The organism is Microbacterium sp. I2, from assembly GCF_051364985.1.
Taxonomy (GTDB): Bacteria; Actinomycetota; Actinomycetes; order Actinomycetales; family Microbacteriaceae; genus Microbacterium.
Window position 1 is genome coordinate 506,166 of sequence record NZ_JBLWIH010000001.1, and the last position, 15,290, is coordinate 521,455.

16 protein-coding genes, 1 tRNA gene and 1 other RNA gene are annotated in these 15,290 nt (G+C 69.0%); 9 read left to right on the top strand and 9 right to left on the bottom strand.

The genetic code is table 11. From position 1 onward, the window contains the following. Nucleotides 1–1,227, bottom strand: a complete 1,227-nt coding sequence (locus ACLKM7_RS02335) for an acetate/propionate family kinase (RefSeq protein ID WP_436445405.1) — start codon at nucleotides 1,225–1,227, stop codon at nucleotides 1–3. A gap of 7 nt (nucleotides 1,228–1,234) precedes the next feature. Then, nucleotides 1,235–3,394 carry a phosphate acetyltransferase gene (pta, locus tag ACLKM7_RS02340; RefSeq protein ID WP_436445406.1) on the bottom strand — a complete coding sequence of 720 codons (2,160 nt, stop codon included), beginning with the start codon at nucleotides 3,392–3,394 and terminating at the stop codon, nucleotides 1,235–1,237. Nucleotides 3,395–3,485: 91 nt separating this feature from the next. Between pta and ACLKM7_RS02345 the strand changes: the two genes are divergently transcribed. Next, the gene (locus ACLKM7_RS02345; RefSeq protein ID WP_436445407.1) at nucleotides 3,486–4,166 is read left to right on the top strand and encodes an NUDIX domain-containing protein; all 681 of its coding nucleotides are present in this window, start codon (nucleotides 3,486–3,488) and stop codon (nucleotides 4,164–4,166) included. Here the strand turns inward: ACLKM7_RS02345 and ffs are convergent. After that, nucleotides 4,161–4,257: signal recognition particle sRNA small type (gene ffs / locus ACLKM7_RS02350), an RNA gene on the bottom strand. The genes ACLKM7_RS02345 and ffs overlap by 6 nt on opposite strands. A gap of 150 nt (nucleotides 4,258–4,407) precedes the next feature. Between ffs and ACLKM7_RS02355 the strand changes: the two genes are divergently transcribed. The 5 genes from ACLKM7_RS02355 (at nucleotide 4,408) to ACLKM7_RS02375 (ending at nucleotide 9,635) form a co-directional block, all read left to right on the top strand. Next, the gene (locus ACLKM7_RS02355) at nucleotides 4,408–5,433 is read left to right on the top strand and encodes an AAA family ATPase (protein WP_436445408.1); all 1,026 of its coding nucleotides are present in this window, start codon (nucleotides 4,408–4,410) and stop codon (nucleotides 5,431–5,433) included. A gap of 7 nt (nucleotides 5,434–5,440) precedes the next feature. Then, the gene (locus ACLKM7_RS02360; RefSeq protein WP_436445409.1) at nucleotides 5,441–6,706 is read left to right on the top strand and encodes a DUF58 domain-containing protein; all 1,266 of its coding nucleotides are present in this window, start codon (nucleotides 5,441–5,443) and stop codon (nucleotides 6,704–6,706) included. Further along, nucleotides 6,693–9,005 (top strand): transglutaminaseTgpA domain-containing protein, encoded by a 2,313-nt coding sequence (locus ACLKM7_RS02365; protein ID WP_436445410.1) that lies wholly within the window; start codon nucleotides 6,693–6,695, stop codon nucleotides 9,003–9,005. Before ACLKM7_RS02360 ends, ACLKM7_RS02365 begins: the two co-directional genes overlap by 14 nt. A 40-nt stretch (nucleotides 9,006–9,045) precedes the next feature. Beyond that, nucleotides 9,046–9,133 (top strand) — tRNA-Ser (locus tag ACLKM7_RS02370). 154 nt (nucleotides 9,134–9,287) lie between these two features. Next, complete coding sequence (locus tag ACLKM7_RS02375) at nucleotides 9,288–9,635, top strand: hypothetical protein (protein WP_436445411.1); 348 nt, start codon at nucleotides 9,288–9,290, stop codon at nucleotides 9,633–9,635. 44 nt (nucleotides 9,636–9,679) lie between these two features. Here the strand turns inward: ACLKM7_RS02375 and ACLKM7_RS02380 are convergent, their stop codons facing one another. Both ACLKM7_RS02380 and ACLKM7_RS02385 read right to left on the bottom strand, forming a co-directional pair. Further along, complete coding sequence (locus ACLKM7_RS02380; RefSeq protein WP_436445412.1) at nucleotides 9,680–10,189, bottom strand: MerR family DNA-binding transcriptional regulator; 510 nt, start codon at nucleotides 10,187–10,189, stop codon at nucleotides 9,680–9,682. Beyond that, nucleotides 10,119–10,769: a GyrI-like domain-containing protein gene (locus ACLKM7_RS02385; protein ID WP_436445413.1), complete on the bottom strand. Its 651-nt coding sequence runs from the start codon at nucleotides 10,767–10,769 to the stop codon at nucleotides 10,119–10,121. Before ACLKM7_RS02385 ends, ACLKM7_RS02380 begins: the two co-directional genes overlap by 71 nt. 154 nt (nucleotides 10,770–10,923) lie before the next feature. On the opposite strand from ACLKM7_RS02385, the gene ACLKM7_RS02390 reads away from it, so the two are divergent. The 3 genes from ACLKM7_RS02390 (at nucleotide 10,924) to ACLKM7_RS02400 (ending at nucleotide 13,003) form a co-directional block, all read left to right on the top strand. Further along, nucleotides 10,924–11,748 carry a TrmH family RNA methyltransferase gene (locus ACLKM7_RS02390; protein ID WP_436445414.1) on the top strand — a complete coding sequence of 275 codons (825 nt, stop codon included), beginning with the start codon at nucleotides 10,924–10,926 and terminating at the stop codon, nucleotides 11,746–11,748. A 6-nt stretch (nucleotides 11,749–11,754) separates the two neighbouring features. Beyond that, nucleotides 11,755–12,486 (top strand): hypothetical protein, encoded by a 732-nt coding sequence (locus ACLKM7_RS02395; protein WP_436445416.1) that lies wholly within the window; start codon nucleotides 11,755–11,757, stop codon nucleotides 12,484–12,486. Nucleotides 12,487–12,724: 238 nt separating this feature from the next. Further along, on the top strand, nucleotides 12,725–13,003 hold the full coding sequence (locus tag ACLKM7_RS02400) for a hypothetical protein (RefSeq protein WP_436445417.1): 279 nt from the start codon (nucleotides 12,725–12,727) through the stop codon (nucleotides 13,001–13,003). A 93-nt stretch (nucleotides 13,004–13,096) separates the two neighbouring features. On the opposite strand, the gene ACLKM7_RS02405 is transcribed toward ACLKM7_RS02400, so the two are convergent. The 4 genes from ACLKM7_RS02405 to ACLKM7_RS02420 all read right to left on the bottom strand — a co-directional run bounded on the left by ACLKM7_RS02405 (nucleotide 13,097) and on the right by ACLKM7_RS02420 (nucleotide 15,249). Next, nucleotides 13,097–13,771 (bottom strand): cation diffusion facilitator family transporter, encoded by a 675-nt coding sequence (locus ACLKM7_RS02405; protein WP_436445418.1) that lies wholly within the window; start codon nucleotides 13,769–13,771, stop codon nucleotides 13,097–13,099. Then, entirely contained in the window at nucleotides 13,768–14,100 is a 333-nt protein-coding gene (locus tag ACLKM7_RS02410) for an ArsR/SmtB family transcription factor (protein WP_436445419.1), read from the bottom strand. Before ACLKM7_RS02410 ends, ACLKM7_RS02405 begins: the two co-directional genes overlap by 4 nt. Before the next feature lie 91 nt (nucleotides 14,101–14,191). After that, nucleotides 14,192–14,836, bottom strand: a complete 645-nt coding sequence (locus ACLKM7_RS02415; protein WP_436445420.1) for an arsenate reductase ArsC — start codon at nucleotides 14,834–14,836, stop codon at nucleotides 14,192–14,194. Beyond that, nucleotides 14,833–15,249 (bottom strand): arsenate reductase ArsC, encoded by a 417-nt coding sequence (locus ACLKM7_RS02420; protein WP_436445421.1) that lies wholly within the window; start codon nucleotides 15,247–15,249, stop codon nucleotides 14,833–14,835. Before ACLKM7_RS02420 ends, ACLKM7_RS02415 begins: the two co-directional genes overlap by 4 nt. Between the last annotated feature and the right edge of the window lie 41 nt (nucleotides 15,250–15,290).

The following is a 15,290-nucleotide window of genomic DNA, read 5'->3' on the forward strand; positions in this document are numbered from 1 at the left end:
TTACGGGCGTGCGACGCTCAATGTCTGCCGAGCGATCTCGAGCTCCTCCTCGGTCGGGACCACGAGCACCGTCACGGTGGAGGCATCCGTCGAGATGATCCGGATGCCGCGCGCCCGCGCTGCGTTGCGCTCGGGGTCGAGCTGCACGCCGGCGAAGCCCAGCGTCTCGAGCGCGGCGGCACGCACCAGCGGCGCGTTCTCGCCGACGCCGGCGGTGAACGAGATGACGTCGGCGCCGCCGAGCTGCGCGAGGTAGGCGCCCGCATACGCGCGCAGCCGGTGAACGTACACGTCGAACGCGAGCTGTGCGTCCTCGTCGCCTCGATCGATGCCCGCCTGGATGTCGCGCAGGTCGTTGGAGCCGGCGAGCCCCAGCAGCCCGCTGCGCTTGTTGAGCAGGTCGTCGAGATCGTCGATCGACATGCCGGCCCGCCGCGCGAGGTGGAACAGCGCTGCCGGATCGATGTCGCCCGATCGCGTGCCCATCACGAGGCCCTCGAGCGGCGTGAAGCCCATCGAGGTCTCGACCGATCGGCCGCCGTCGACCGCGGTCACCGACGCTCCGTTTCCGAGGTGGAAGACGATCTGCTTCAGCTCATCGAGCGGACGGCCGAGGAAGGCCGCCGCCTCCTCGGCGACGAACTTGTGCGACGTGCCGTGGAATCCGTAGCGGCGGATGCGGTGGGATGCCGCCACCTCGCGATCGATCGCATACGTGTAGGCCGCCGGGGGCAGGGTCTGGTGGTACGCGGTGTCGAACACCGCCACGTGGGGGACGTCGGGGAACGCCTTCTTCGCGGCGACGATGCCAGCGAGGTTCGCCGGATTGTGCAGCGGCGCCAGTACCGACAGCTCGTCGATGTTGATCTCGACGAGCGGGGTGATCAGCGTCGGCTCGAAGAACCGCGCGCCGCCGTGCACCACACGGTGGCCGACGGCGATGGGAGCGTGCTCAGCGAGGGACGGACCGTCGGAGGCGAACGCGTCGAGCATCACCTGAAAGCCGGCGGTGTGGTCGGGGATCGGGAGCTCGCGCGAGCGCGTCGCGTCGAGGAAGGTCGGCGTCGGACCGTCGGAGGGCTGCGCGTACACGGTGTGACTGGCGATGCCGTCCGGGGCGCCGATGCGCTCGACGAGTCCCGACGCGAGGGTCGACGCGGTATCCATGTCGAGCAGCTGGTACTTGAACGACGACGACCCGCTGTTGATCACCAGGACCGGTGTCATACGACGGTCACTCCCCCTGCGCCTGGATCGCCGTGATGGCGATCGTGTTGACGATGTCGTCGACGAGAGCGCCGCGCGACAGGTCGTTGATGGGCTTGTTGAGCCCCTGCAGCACGGGGCCGATCGCCACGGCTCCCGCCGAACGCTGCACCGCCTTGTAGGTGTTGTTGCCGGTGTTGAGGTCGGGGAAGACGAACACCGTCGCGCGCCCTGCGACCTCGGATCCGGGCATCTTCGCCGCGGCCACCGCGGCGTCGGCAGCAGCGTCGTACTGGATCGGCCCCTCGACGAGCAGCTCGGGCGCCCGCGTGCGGACGAGGGCCGTGGCATCCCGCACCTTCTCGACATCGGCGCCGGACCCGGACTCGCCCGTCGAATACGACAGCATCGCGATGCGCGGTTCGATGCCGAACTGAGTCGCCGTCGCCGCCGACGAGACGGCGATGTCGGCGAGCTGGTCGCTCGTCGGGTCGGGGATCACCGCGCAGTCGCCGTACACCAGCACGCGGTCGGCGAGCGCCATGAGGAACACGCTCGAGACGACGGAGACGCCCGGCTTGGTCTTGATGATCTCGAAAGCCGGCCGGATCGTGTGGGCGGTCGTGTGCGCCGCACCCGACACCATGCCGTCCGCGAGTCCGAGGTGCACCATGAGCGTGCCGAAGTACGACCCGTCGGTGACGGTATCGGCCGCCTGGGCGAGGGTCACGCCCTTGTGGGCCCGCAGGCGCGCGTACTCCTCGGCGAACTTGGCGACGTGAACGGCATCCAGTGGCGAGAGCACCTCAGCGGCCTGGATGTCGATGCCGAGCTCGATCGCACGGGCACGCACCTCGAACGGCTCGCCCAGGATCACCAGGTCCGCGATTCCCCGCTTGAGCACCGTGGCGGCGGCACGCAGCACCCGGTCGTCGTCCCCCTCAGGAAGGACGATCTTCTTGCGCTCGGCACGCGCCCGTTCGATGAGCTGGAACTCGAACATGAGCGGGGTCACGACCGTCGCCCGCGCGACGCCGAAAGCCTGCAGCAGCTCGTCGGTGTCGACGCTCTGCTCGAAGAGGGCGAGCGCGGTGTCGTAGCGGCGCTGCGAGTCGGCGGCGAGGCGCCCGCGCGTGCCCATGACACGCACGGCCGTCTCGAACGTGCCCAGATCGGTCGTGATGATGGGCACGTTCGAGCCGAGACCGTCCAGGAGTCGCGTGACGGGCTCGGGAAGCTCGAATCCGCCGTTGAGCACGATGCCGGAGATCGAAGGGAACGTTCCCGAGGCGTTGGCCATGAGCGTTGCGAGGAGCACCTCGGAGCGGTCGGCCGGGATCACCACGACCGCACCCTCGAGCAGGCGCGGCAGCACATTGACCATCGACATGCCGGCGACGACGATCGCCAGCGCCTCGCGCGTCAGCCGGTCGGGGTCGCCCGCGAGGAGCCTGCCGCCGACCGAGCGCATGATGCCGCGGATCGACGGAGCGACGAGGTAACGGTCTTCAGGGATCGCCCAGACCGGAACCGTCGTCTGCGGGCCGGCGGCGGCCACCACGGCGGCGCGGCCGAGCGCGGACTGCACCGAGGCGCGGACCGCGGCGATCGTCTCATCGGCGCGGTCCGGGTCGGCACGGTTGGCGACCACTGCGAACAGCTGCGCGCGGCCGTGCTCCAGCTCGGTGAGAGCGAGATCGGCGATCTGCCCCATCTCGGCCGGCGTGCGCGCCAGCGACGATCCGAGCTGCTCCGGCTGCGTCTGACCCTGAGCCGAGCGACCGCCGAGCACCAGCAGCACGGGCGCCCCGAGGTTGGCAGCGATCCGGGCGTTGTACGCCAGCTCCGCCGGGCTGCCGACATCCGTGTAGTCGCTTCCGACGATCACGACCGCGTCGCACTGGGCCTCGACAGCCTTGTACCGTTCGACGATCGTCGCGAGCGCGGCATCCGGATCCCGCCGCACGTCGTCGTAGGTCACGCCGATGCACTCGTCGTAGGGCAGATCGACGCCATCGTGATCGAGCAGCATCTCGAGGACATAGTCGGGCTCGACCGTCGAGCGGGCGATTGCGCGGAACACCCCGACACGCGCTGCCGCGTGACTCAGGGCGTCCAGCACGCCCAGCGCGACCGTGGACTTGCCGGAGTGACCTTCCGCCGACGTGATGTAGATGCTCCGAGCCACGCACCCAGCCTATGGGCGGGCCGGACGCCGTCACCAGGCCGCCGGTGCTGCACAGCAGATCCATGGGAACCGCGTGGGTACACTCCGGACCATGACAAGCCCCCGTCCCGGCATCGATGTTCCCGACCACCGCGGCCGCACCGGCCTCGATCGTGCCGGACGCGATCTCGACGGCAATCCGGACGTGCGGGTGACCGACGTCGAACTGCTCGCCGCCGGCTGGCATGTGATGCGCCGCACCACCCTGCAGGTCCGGGGGCCGTCTGGCGAGTGGGAGACCCAGCAGCGCGAGACCTACGATCGCGGCAACGGCGCGACAGTCCTCCTCTACGACCCGCGACGACGGACGGTGCTGCTCACGCGCCAGTTCCGCTACCCCGTCTATGTCAACGGCCACCCCGACGGCATGCTGATCGAGACCGCGGCCGGCCTGCTGGACGACGACGACCCCGCCACGGCGATCCGCCGCGAGGCGGCCGAAGAGACCGGCGTCGACATCGGCGAGCTCGAGCACGTCTGGGACGTCTATATGAGCCCCGGATCGGTGACGGAGCGGATCCACTTCTTCGCTGCGCCGTTCGACGGCTCCACACGGCGCGCCGACCATGGCGGCCTGGCAGAAGAAGGCGAGCACATCGAGCTGCTCGAACTCGGCATCGAGGAGGCCCTCGCGATGGCGCGGGACGGTCGCATCCAAGACGCCAAGACGATCATGCTGCTGCAGTGGGCGGTGCTGGACGGCCCGTTCGCCGCGTCAACGGCGGAAAAGTAAGACTCTCCGCGAACCCGGCAGAGCCCGGTTACCCTTGCTACGTTTCCGTCCTGGGGGATTTGGCCTGGATGCCGCCTCGCGGAGAGCTGTGTCTATTCTAACCCGCTCGCGCGGGCGCCGTCGTCCCCAGGGTTCTCCCAGTGCCGCCCTTGCACCGCCGCGGTTAGGATCGAGCCGTGGGGCGAGGAAGCCCCCGCCACCCGCCACCCATCCGCGCGAGCGGGCGGAACAGGAGGCCTCGATGGTCGATACAGCGATGACGGATGCCGAGCCCGGCGTTCCCGAGACGTCGAGGGCGCTCACCGCCGAGAGCTTCGCCCGCGTCACGGACGCGATCCTCGACTCGGTCGGCAAGGTCATCGACGGCAAGCCCGAGGCTGTGCGAAGCGCCCTGGTGTGTCTGCTGGCCGAGGGGCATCTGCTGATCGAGGACGTTCCGGGCGTCGGCAAGACGATGCTCGCGCGGGCGCTGGCCACCTCGGTCGACGCCACGGTGCGCCGCATCCAGTTCACCCCGGATCTCCTGCCGGGCGATGTCACCGGCGTGAGCGTCTTCAATCCCGTCGAGCGCGAGTTCGAGTTCAAGCCCGGCGCGATCTTCGCGAACATCGTCATCGCCGACGAGATCAACCGGTCCTCCCCCAAGACGCAGTCGGCGCTGCTGGAGGCCATGGAGGAGCGCCAGGTCACCGTCGACGGGCGCACCCACTTCGTGCCCGAGCCCTTCCTCGTGGTCGCGACGCAGAACCCGCTCGAGATGGAGGGCACGTACGCGCTGCCCGAGGCCCAGCGCGACCGATTCATGATGCGCATCTCGATGGGCTATCCGGATGCCCGTTCCGAAGCGCTCATGCTGCGCCAGCGCGACACGGTGAACCCGCTGGATCAACTCCGTGCCGTGGTCTCGGCCGAGCAAGTGTCGAACCTCATCGCGTGGGCGCGTGCGGTGCACGTCGCCCCGGCCATCGAGGACTACGCCGTGGCGCTGTCACAGGCCACCCGCGTGCACACCGACCTGCGACTCGGGGCCAGCCCCCGGGCGACCCTGCAGCTGGTGCGCGCCGCCAAAGTCTGGGCCGCACTCGACGGGCGTGCGTTCGTCATCCCCGACGACGTCACCGCACTGCTCGTGCCCGTCTTCGCCCATCGCCTCATCCCGACCCGCTCGGCGGGAGGTGCTCGGGCCCGCACCGCGGCCGACGCGATCACGACGATCCTGGAACGCATCGCGGCGAGCGTCCGCGTGCCCATCGCCGCCCGTCAGTGAGACCGCGATGAGACGACTGTGGCCGCTGACCGTCCGGGGAACGGGCGCGGTCGTGCTCGCGGTGCTCTGCTTCATCGTGGCGAACGAGGTCGGCATCGGCGAGCTGATGTATTTCGGCATCCTGCTGCTCGCCGTCGTGGCCGCGAGTGTCTGCTCGCTGTACGTGGGGCGCCGCTCCGACGTCGTGACCCGTTCGCTGGTGCCCGATGTCGTGGCCGTGGGTCGCGAGACGACCGTATCGGTGCGCGTCGGCGTGCGCACGGCGGTTCCCACCCCGCCCGGTCTCTGGCAGGACACTCTGCCGGCGGGGCTGCGAGGGAGGGCCGAGGGCGCGTTCCCGGCGCTGGGCTCGGGGCTGCGCGGCGGCGAGCGCGTGGTCGATCTCACGTACTCGGTCACGGGGGCGCGGCGCGGCGTGCACCCGCTCGGCCCGTTGACCGTGCGCTCCACCGACCCGTTCGGTCTCGCGCGGCGCACGATGGTGTTCGGCCGGCGGACTCCGGTCACGGTCGCACCGGCCGTCGCCGAGCTGTCGCCGCTGGTCGACTACGCCGGCGCGACGGGTGGCACGCTGCACGCCACGACGAACCATCTCGGCCAGGGCGCCGACAATCTCGTGGCCCGGCCGTACGCCCCCGGCGACTCGATGAGACGTATCCATTGGCGGGCGACGGCGCACCGCGACGCGCTCATGGTGCGCCAGGAGGAGCAGGAGTCCACGCCCGAGGCGACGGTGATCCTCGATCGGGCGGCGCTGCGCTGGTCGATCGACGCGCTGCAGACGCCGGGCGCCGACCCGGGATTCGAGGCGGGTGTCTCGGCGTGCGTGTCCGCAGTCTCCCGGCTCGTCCGCGACGGATACGCCGTCGAGGTGATCGACAGTGATGGGACCCACCTGTACGGCGCGCCCGGGATCGCCGAGCGCATCGACGGCGGCGACATGACCGAGGTCGAGGCGATGCTGGTGCAGTTCGCAACCGTGACGGCGCGACGCGACGACAGCCTGCCGCGCCTGTCGCGCCTGTTCGCGGGAGTGTCCACCGGCCCGATCGTGCTCGTCGTCGGGAGGCTCGACCCGGCCGACGCCGACGCCATCGGTCCCGTCGCCCACCACAGCACGCTCCCGCTGGTGCTCGCCGCGGCGCCGGTCGGCGACGCACTGGACCGCGCCGCGGACCACGGCTGGAACATCGCCGCGATCGACGCCGACGCCGACCTCGGCGTCGCGTGGGCGAACGCCGTCGGGCGAGGAACGCGTCATGTCCTCTCTTAGCACCGGGGCCGTGCGCGCCGTCCGGGCCGACCGCCGCGTGCCTTCCCGGACCAGGCGCGGCGGTGAGCGCCTGCTCGCGTCGGCGGTGCTCGCAGCGCTCCTGGCCGCCCTGCTGCCGGTCACTCGCGTCGTGGAGTCCGGCGCGTGGCTGATCGGAGCCCTCATCCTCTCCGTCCTGGTGCTCGGCGCCGGGTACAACGCACGCCGGTTCCGTCTGCCCGCCGTCGCCGTCACCCTCATCGAGGCGGCCATCTGGGTCGTGTTCATGACGGTGGTGTTCCTGCGCGACACCGCCCTGCTGTGGATCATCCCGAGTCTTGACACCTTCCGCGCCGTCCCGCTGCTGGTCGAGGGCGCGATGCAGGAGATCACGCTCGGCGCCGCGCCGCTCGAGCCGTCGACGTCTCTCGCGTTCGTCGTGGTGGGCGCCATGGGCCTCCTCACGATCGTCATCGACCACGTGGTCGTGACTGCGCGGATGCCGCTGCTCGCGTCTGTCGGCATCGTCGCCGTGTCGCTCATCCCGGCGATCGCGGTGCCCAGCGAGGTGGACCTCATGGGGTTCGTGTTCCTGGCCATCACGATCCTCTTCCTCATCCGCGCCGAGACCCGCTCGCGTGAGAAGCCCGTCGAGCAGGAGGCGGAGCGCAGCGCCGGCGTGCCGGCGACCGCGCTCGGTATCGCCGCGATCGCCATCGTGGTGGCCGTCGTGGCGACCCCCATGCTGCCGCAGCCCGTCGCCCGAGCGGGCTCGGGTGTGGGTCCGGGCCCGGGCATCGACGCGACGCTCCAGCTCGGCGACGACCTGCGCCGCCCGCAGGAGGTCGAGGTGCTGCGGCTGCGCACCGATTCCCCCACGGTGCCCTACCTTCGGGCGACGACCCTGTCGCGGTTCGACGGCGGCACGTGGGAGCCCGACGGCGGCCAGACCGTCGCGCTCGACAGCGATCGTGCCCTCGGCGATGTCGCCGCCGACCCCGACATCCGCATCGCCGAATACACCACCTCGGTCGACGTCGTGAACCTCGAATCGCCCTGGGCGCCGGTTCCGTTCCCCGCGGTGACCATCTCCGGCCTCGATGGCGCGTGGAGCGCGGTGCCCTACAACCGCACCGTCATCGCACGCGCGAGCTCGACCCAGGGCCAGTCGTACGACGTGGTCTCGACCCTTCCGCGACCCACGCTCGAGCAGATCCGGGCGCGCTCCGCCGGCGGCGGCGACCAGGTCCGCGACGAGACGACCGAGCTGCCCCCCGACACTCCGCCGATCATCGCCGAGCTCGCCGCGCAGGTGACCGCGGGGGCGTCGAACGACTACGACCGCCTCACCGCCTTGCAGCGGTGGTTCCGCGGCAGCGACTTCCGTTACTCCCTAGAGGCGCCGGTCGAAGACGGGTTCGATGGCAGCGGCGCCGAAGCGGTCGCCCGCTTCCTCGAGCAGCGCGAGGGATACTGCGTCCACTTCGCCTCGGCGTTCGCCCTCATGGCCCGGACGCTGAACATGCCGTCGCGGATCGTCGTCGGCTACCTTCCGGGCGAGCCGACGACCGACGCCGTCGACTCGCAGCCGGTCTACTCGGTCGGCAGCTCACAGCTGCACGCGTGGCCGGAGGTTCACTTCAACGGAATCGGGTGGGTGGCTTTCGAGCCGACGTCGGGGCTCGGCGTACCGACATCCTTCTCCCCCGCAGCCTCCCTTCCCGGTCAGGCCGACAACCCGGGTGCCACGTCCCCCCAGTCCACGCCCACGCCGTCGACGCCCGCCGGGCTCGAGGAAGAGAGCCCCGAGGCCCGGCGCGGCGGCACAGCGAGCGGGCAGAACGGCTCTCCCGCCGACGCCCTGCCCCTTGCGGGCGTGGCACTGCTGGTCCTGGTCGTGCTGTCACTCCCGCTGCTGTTCCGCGAACTGCGCCGCCGCCAGCTCGACACGGCCGCGCGACGAGGCGATGCCGCCGCGGCGTGGCAATCGGTTCAGGATGCCGCGATCGACGTGGGCATCCCGGTCCCGTCGAGCGAGTCGCCGCGCGCGTTCGCCCAGCGCCTGATCACCGAACACGGTGTGCCGGCGTCCGACATGAACGTGGTCCTCATCGCCATCGAGCGCGTCAGCTATTCGCGTGCGGGCACCCGGTCGTATTGGATCGGGGATGCCGCGGCCGAGGCCGCGGCATCCGTCCGGGTCGCCCTTCTGGCGTCGGTACCGCCCGCCCGCCGGGTGCTGGCGCTGCTCGCGCCGCGCTCGCTCGTGATCCGGCCGGGCAGCGTGTATGCGGGCAATGCGCCCGTGAAGGCGCAGTAGTCGCGTCGGGTAGGATGGTCGCTGGCCCTCCGGGGCTGCTGGAGGATTCGCCTAGTGGCCTATGGCGCACGCTTGGAAAGCGTGTTGGGTGCAAGCCCTCAGGGGTTCGAATCCCCTATCCTCCGCCACTGCGATCCCAATGTTCTCAAGGGATCGCGCGCTGGTATCGATGGCGTGGCGCCCCGATCAGCGGGGATGGCGATGATGACGGATGCTGGAGCCACGCCGCGCGCCTAGGAACCGCTTGACCTTCGAGCGACTTCAATGCCTACCGTCGAGCGCATGACCAAGACGACCTGGGCGCCTGACGCTTGCACACTCCCCACCGTCGACCGCCCGCTCCGGGAACGTGAGTTCGCCGAGCTGTTCCGCGCCGCACTCCGCACCACCGCCCGGCCGACGCCTACGCGGGCCGAGCTGGTCCTCGACGCCCGCAGCGAAGCCATCGCACGCGAGCTCGCCGAACGCGAGACATCCTGCTGCTCGTTCTTCGAGTTCACGTTCACCACCGAGAACGACACCGTGACGATGGCGATCGAGGTGCCTGCCGCGCAGTCCGCCGTGCTTGCTGCCCTTGCCGAGTCCGCACGCCGAGATGCGCGTCTCCCACCGCGGGAGGGTGGCGCATGAGTGCACGCATGAGGACTCGAGCCGCCGGACAGGGCTCGACCTGATCACGTTCGGCGTGCTCGCGCATGGCCTGCTGCGCCGGTCCGCTGATCGCGCTGGTGAGCAGCATCGGCGGGCGGTTCGACCGGTTGGACGACCGAGCCGCCCCCGAGGGCCGCATGGGCGCAGGCGTCCGAACACGTCCCGGTCGGCGCCTCCCCCGCCAGCCGGTGCTCCGTCCGGCGAAGTTCGTCGGCCAGTCCGGTGAGCTCCGCGATCTGCGCTTCGATCTCCTCGAGCCGATGCCGCACGACGGCGCGCATGTCGCCCTGGACGTGCATGCACAGGTCCGACTCCCGCGCGCCTACGAGCTGGCGCATCTCGGGCAGGCTCAAGTGCAGTCGCTTGGCCCCAGCCAGGAAGGTCAGTCGCGCGAGATCGGCCTCCCTGTAGACCCGGTAGCCGTTCGGCTCGCGGACGGCCGGGCTAAGGAGCCCTTCAGCCTCATAGAACCGGATCGTGCTCGTCGGCAGTCCCGACCTCTTCGCCGCCTCGGCGATGCGTATTCCTGACACGCGCCAAGGCTAAACCTTCAAGCCGCTTGAAACTCCAGTCGCACAGGCACGACGTGATGGTCGCCGGGCGGGCAGGTGACGGGAACACCGCCAGGTTCTCAGCGAGCTCGACGGGGAGCCAGAGATCGTGGAGCGCGGGACCGGCGCCCTCGGCGCGGCTTGCCACGATGGAGGGGCCCGGTCGCAGCCGCCAGGGATGCGACGGGAACCACACTGCGGCCATCCACTCAGGGATGGCGCCGACGGGGTGAGGGGACGCGTCACGGACGATCACCCAGTCGCCCCCGGGAACGTCCAGGACTCCGAGGCCGTCGGGCGGCGGTGTGTGAGCGCTTGCCGCGACGCCGCACATGAACTCGAATTCGGTGCCCGCGGCATAGTCGGCGTCGACGCCGGAGCTCACCTGAAGCACGCCGGCCGGCTCGCTTCCACCCAGTCTCATCAACTCGATGTTCTCAGCCGGACGCACCGACTCGATATGCGTCTGCACGTACGGATTGATGAGTCCAGGGACCACGGTCACGCGAGTCGAGTAGCCGATCAATCGAAAAGCCGGGCGGTGTGCGATCCGGATGTCCATTCGTCGTCCTTCCGGTCAGGATGCGGAGTCGAGCGCCCACTGTCGCGGATCGATCCTCACGCTCGCCCGACAATTTCCGTCCGATCTGATCGGGAAGGCACGCGCGGCACAGTGAGAGCCTGAACCGCTTGCTTCGGGACCAAGGAGGCTGCGAGTGGGTACTGACTTGCGCATCTCGCGCCCTAACGCGCGATTCCAGCAGTGGGAGGCCTTGCTTCGCAATCGGAACAAGCGCCGGAGAGCGGGAGAGTTCCTGGTGCAAGGGGTCCGCCCCATCAGCCTCGCGATCGAGCATGGCTGGCGGATAAACGCACTGATCTTCGACTCCGAGCGATCACTCTCACCATGGGCCGCGCGGATGCTGAGGCACGCCGCGGGTGAGCGCGTCGCGATGGCAACGGATCTGGTCCGAGAACTGGGCGAGAAGGAACGTGACGCGCCAGAACTCGTTGCCGTCGTTGCCCTACCGCCCGACGACCTGTCGCGCGTACCGGTCACGCCGGCATTCCTGGGGGTGGTTTTCGACCGCCCCTCGGTGCCCGGGAACATCGGCTCCATCGTGCGGTCGGTGGATGCGTTCGGCGGTGCGGGGCTGATCATCACAGGACATGCTGCTGATCCGTACGATCCCAAGGCAGTGCGCGCGTCCACGGGGTCACTGTTCGCCGTGCCGACGGTTCGAGTGCGCTCGCATCAGGATGTCCTGGCATGGGTGCAATCGAATCGATCGGCAGGCTTTGACCTCACCGTCATCGGGACCGACGAAAACGGTGCCGTCGATATTGCGGATCTCGATCTGACCCGCCCGACGCTTCTCGTCGTCGGCAATGAGACATCCGGCTTGAGTTCGGGTTGGAGAGCGGGATGCGACGCGATTGCCCGCATCCCGATGGGCGGTGCGGCCAGTTCACTGAACGCCGCCAGCGCCGCGACTGTCACTCTCTACGAGGCCGCACGCCAACGCGCCCGCTCCCGGTGAGGTTCCGTGGGATACCGCTTCGCGCTCAGCCGTGAAAATCACGAGGATCTGTCAGCCGGTGGCGTCCTGTTCTCCGCACCGGGCTTCCCCGCATTTCCGGTGCGGCTGGCCAGCGAGATGTTTCTACGTGCGATGACGTCGGTGCCGGACGGCCCGACGATCGTCTGGGATCCGTGTTGCGGCAGCGGCTACCTGCTGACTGTCCTCTCGCTCCTCCACCGAGACCAGATCGCTGGCATCATCGGCTCGGACGTGGACGATGCAGCGCTGGAACTGGCGAGGCAGAACCTGGACCTTCTGAGCGAAAGCGGATTGGCGCTCAGGTCAGCCGAACTTCGTGAACGGGCGCTGCAGCTCGACAAACCCTCGTACGCCTGGGCCGCCGACGCGGCCCAACGACTCGCCGATCAGCTGACAGCACGAGGCGGTCCATTGCCTCATTCGGTCGCCAGAGCAGATGCGTTCGATCTTGATCAGCTCGAAACGGCACTCAACGGTCAGCGTCCCCGGATGGTGATCACCGACATTCCCTACGGTGAACAGACGACGTGGAGGGGCCCGAGCGCGGATCAGGGGCTCACCGGCATGCTTCGTTCTCTCTCCGCCGTGCTGGACGACGACGCGGTGATCGCAGTTGCGACCCGGGGTCGCAAGGTGCTGCTGGATGAACGAGTACCACGACTCACGAGATTCAAGGTCGGCACTCGAGCAGTCACGCTGTTGAACCCCGTCCGATGACATGAGGCCATGACGGCATGGAATCACCGAGCGGGGATCCGTGCCGCACTGACCCAGCGTTGGACTCTTCGGATCTCCCGACCTGAAATCTGGATCGAGTCTGAATTCCCGTGTGCTGTTTCACGGCCGATTTCCAGTGTCGGGCGCTCGCATCTCGTGATGATCGGGCGTAGGTTTCCAGAATCGGTTTGCTCTGGGGTGCACCCGGGTGGATTCGGGCATCCAGGGTGGAGAACGTATGCGACAAGACACCGTCAGGATCGGCAACGACAGGTTCGTGCTCGCGCAGGGCCACAGCATCGACGACGTGAAAGCCGCCACCGTCGCCGCGATGCGCGCGAACGGAGACCTGGTGAACCTAGTGCTCTACGGGAACAAGGAAGTATCGGTGCTCGTCTCGCCGGGCGTGCCGGTGATCTTCACTTCCGAGTTCCTCGACGCAGACGACGAAGACGACCGCAATACCGGAGACGTCAAGAACCCGTTCGACACCATCGCCGACCTCGAGTACATATAACGCCGCCGCGGCAAGGTATACGGTGTGGCTGTCTCCGGAGACCGTGAGGGACAACCCGACCGTCTGGGCTCATCGGTCCTCACGCTGCTCCCTTCAGCGGGCGTCGTGCCGGTGCTCGTCATGATCGCCCTCGTCGTCGAGCAGCATCCCGACGGACGTGGCGCATGCGTCGCCTCGCCAGGCCTCGACGCCTTCCCGGATCGCGAATGCTGCGATCACCAGGCCGGCGACCGCGTCGGCCCACCACCAGCCGAACCCGGTGTTGAGGAGCAGTCCGATGAGGACTGCGGCAGACAGATAGGTGCAGATCAACGTCTGCTTCGAATCGGCGACCGCGGTCGCCGAGCCCAGCTCCCGGCCGGTACGCCGTTCCGCGAGCGAGAGGAACGGCATGACGATGACGCTGATCGCGGTGATGACGATTCCCAGCGTGCTGTGCTCAGCCTCCACACGCCCGGCGAGCGCCAGCACCGAGCCCGCGACCACGTACATGGCGAGGGCGAAGAAGGCGAGGGCGATGACCCGCAGCGTGCCCTTCTCCCAACGTTCCGGGTCGCGGCGGGTGAACTGCCAGGCGACCGCCGCCGCGGAGAGGACTTCGATCGTGGAGTCCAGCCCGAAGGCGATGAGCGCGCCCGAGGATGCGATCGTGCCGGCGGTGATGGCGACGACGGCCTCGATGAGGTTGTAGCCGATGGTGGCGGCGACGATCCACCGGATCCGGCGCTGCAATGTCGCCCGACGCGGCGGGGTGAGTGTCGTCGTCATGCGCAACGGCAGCTCTCGCCCGTGCAGCACTCGGGATCGACCGACAGCACGACCTGAAGGAGCTCGTTCAGGGCGGGCGCCAGGTGCTCGTCGGCGAGACGGTAGGAGGACCGGCGGCCTTCCCGGACGGCCTCGACGAGGCCGCAGCCGCGCAGACAGGCGAGCTGGTTCGACATCACCTGGCGTGAGACACCGAGCGCGTCGGCAAGGTCGGAGGGGTACGCGGGTCCGTTGCGCAGTTCGAGCAGCACGCCAGTGCGGGTGGCGTCCGACAGCGCATAGCCGAGCCTCGCGAGTGCGCCGGTGTGGGTTGCGGTCGCTGTCGTCATGATCGCGATGATACATGATCGCGTGAATTAACCAGATGATGAACCCACGCGGGAGGCGCGATGCCGCACCGGATGCGAGCCACGCAGGCGGTCAGGCGGCGGTCAGTTCGCCCAGAAGCTGTTCGACGCGCTCCCGGATCTCGTCGCGCACGCGCCGCACTCCGTCGAGGTCGAGTTCGGCCGGATCGTCGAGCTGCCAGTCCAGATAGCGCTTGCCGGGGTAGAGGGGGCAGGCGTCACCGCAGCCCATCGTCACGACGGCATCCGCCGCTCGCACCACATCGTCGGTCAGCGGCTTGGGGAACTCGTCGGTGACGTCCAGACCGATCTCGGCGAGTACGAGAGCCACCTCCGGCAGGATGCGTTCACCCGGCTGCGACCCTGCTGATCGCACGTGGACCTGATCGCCCGCGGCCTGGCGAGTGAGGGCGGCTGCCATCTGCGACCTGCCGGAGTTCTGCACGCACACGAAGAGCACCTCGGGCATCTGCTTCACGATCAGACCCTTGGACTGCGCGAGCGCGGTCAGCCGATCTTGCGCGAACTTCTCGGCCAGGCTCGCGAGGTGGGTCTGCACAGCCGCCGTGCGGGCGAGTGCCGTATAGGACTCGAACACGACACGCTCCACGGTCTCTTCGTTGACCATCCCGACGAATTGACGTGCCAGGCGCTCGGCGGCGCGATGAAGAACGGAGTCCGGCGAGAGCAGCGCGCCCTGGCCCATTGGGCTGGTCACGCTGCACCGCGTGTGGGCAGCAGGTCGGCTAGGAGCGCCTCGATGCGCGTGCGGATCTCGTCGCGGATCGGGCGGACGGCTTCGATGCCCTGACCGGCCGGGTCGTCCAGCTCCCAATCCTCGTAGCGCTTGCCCGGGAAGATCGGGCACGCGTCTCCGCAGCCCATCGTGATGACGACATCCGACTCGCGGACCGCGTCGACGGTCAGCACCTTGGGGGTGTTGTCGCCGATGTCGATCCCCTCCTCGGCCATCGCCTCGACCGCGACCGGATTGATCGTGTCTTTCGGCGCGGATCCGGCGGAGAGCACCTCCACGGCATCGCCGCCGAGGGCGCGGAGGTATCCCGCAGCCATCTGCGACCGGCCCGCGTTGTGCACGCACACGAACAATACGGTGGGCTTGTCAGTCATATCCCTCTCACTTCCTGTTGCTCAGAAGCATAGACACACGT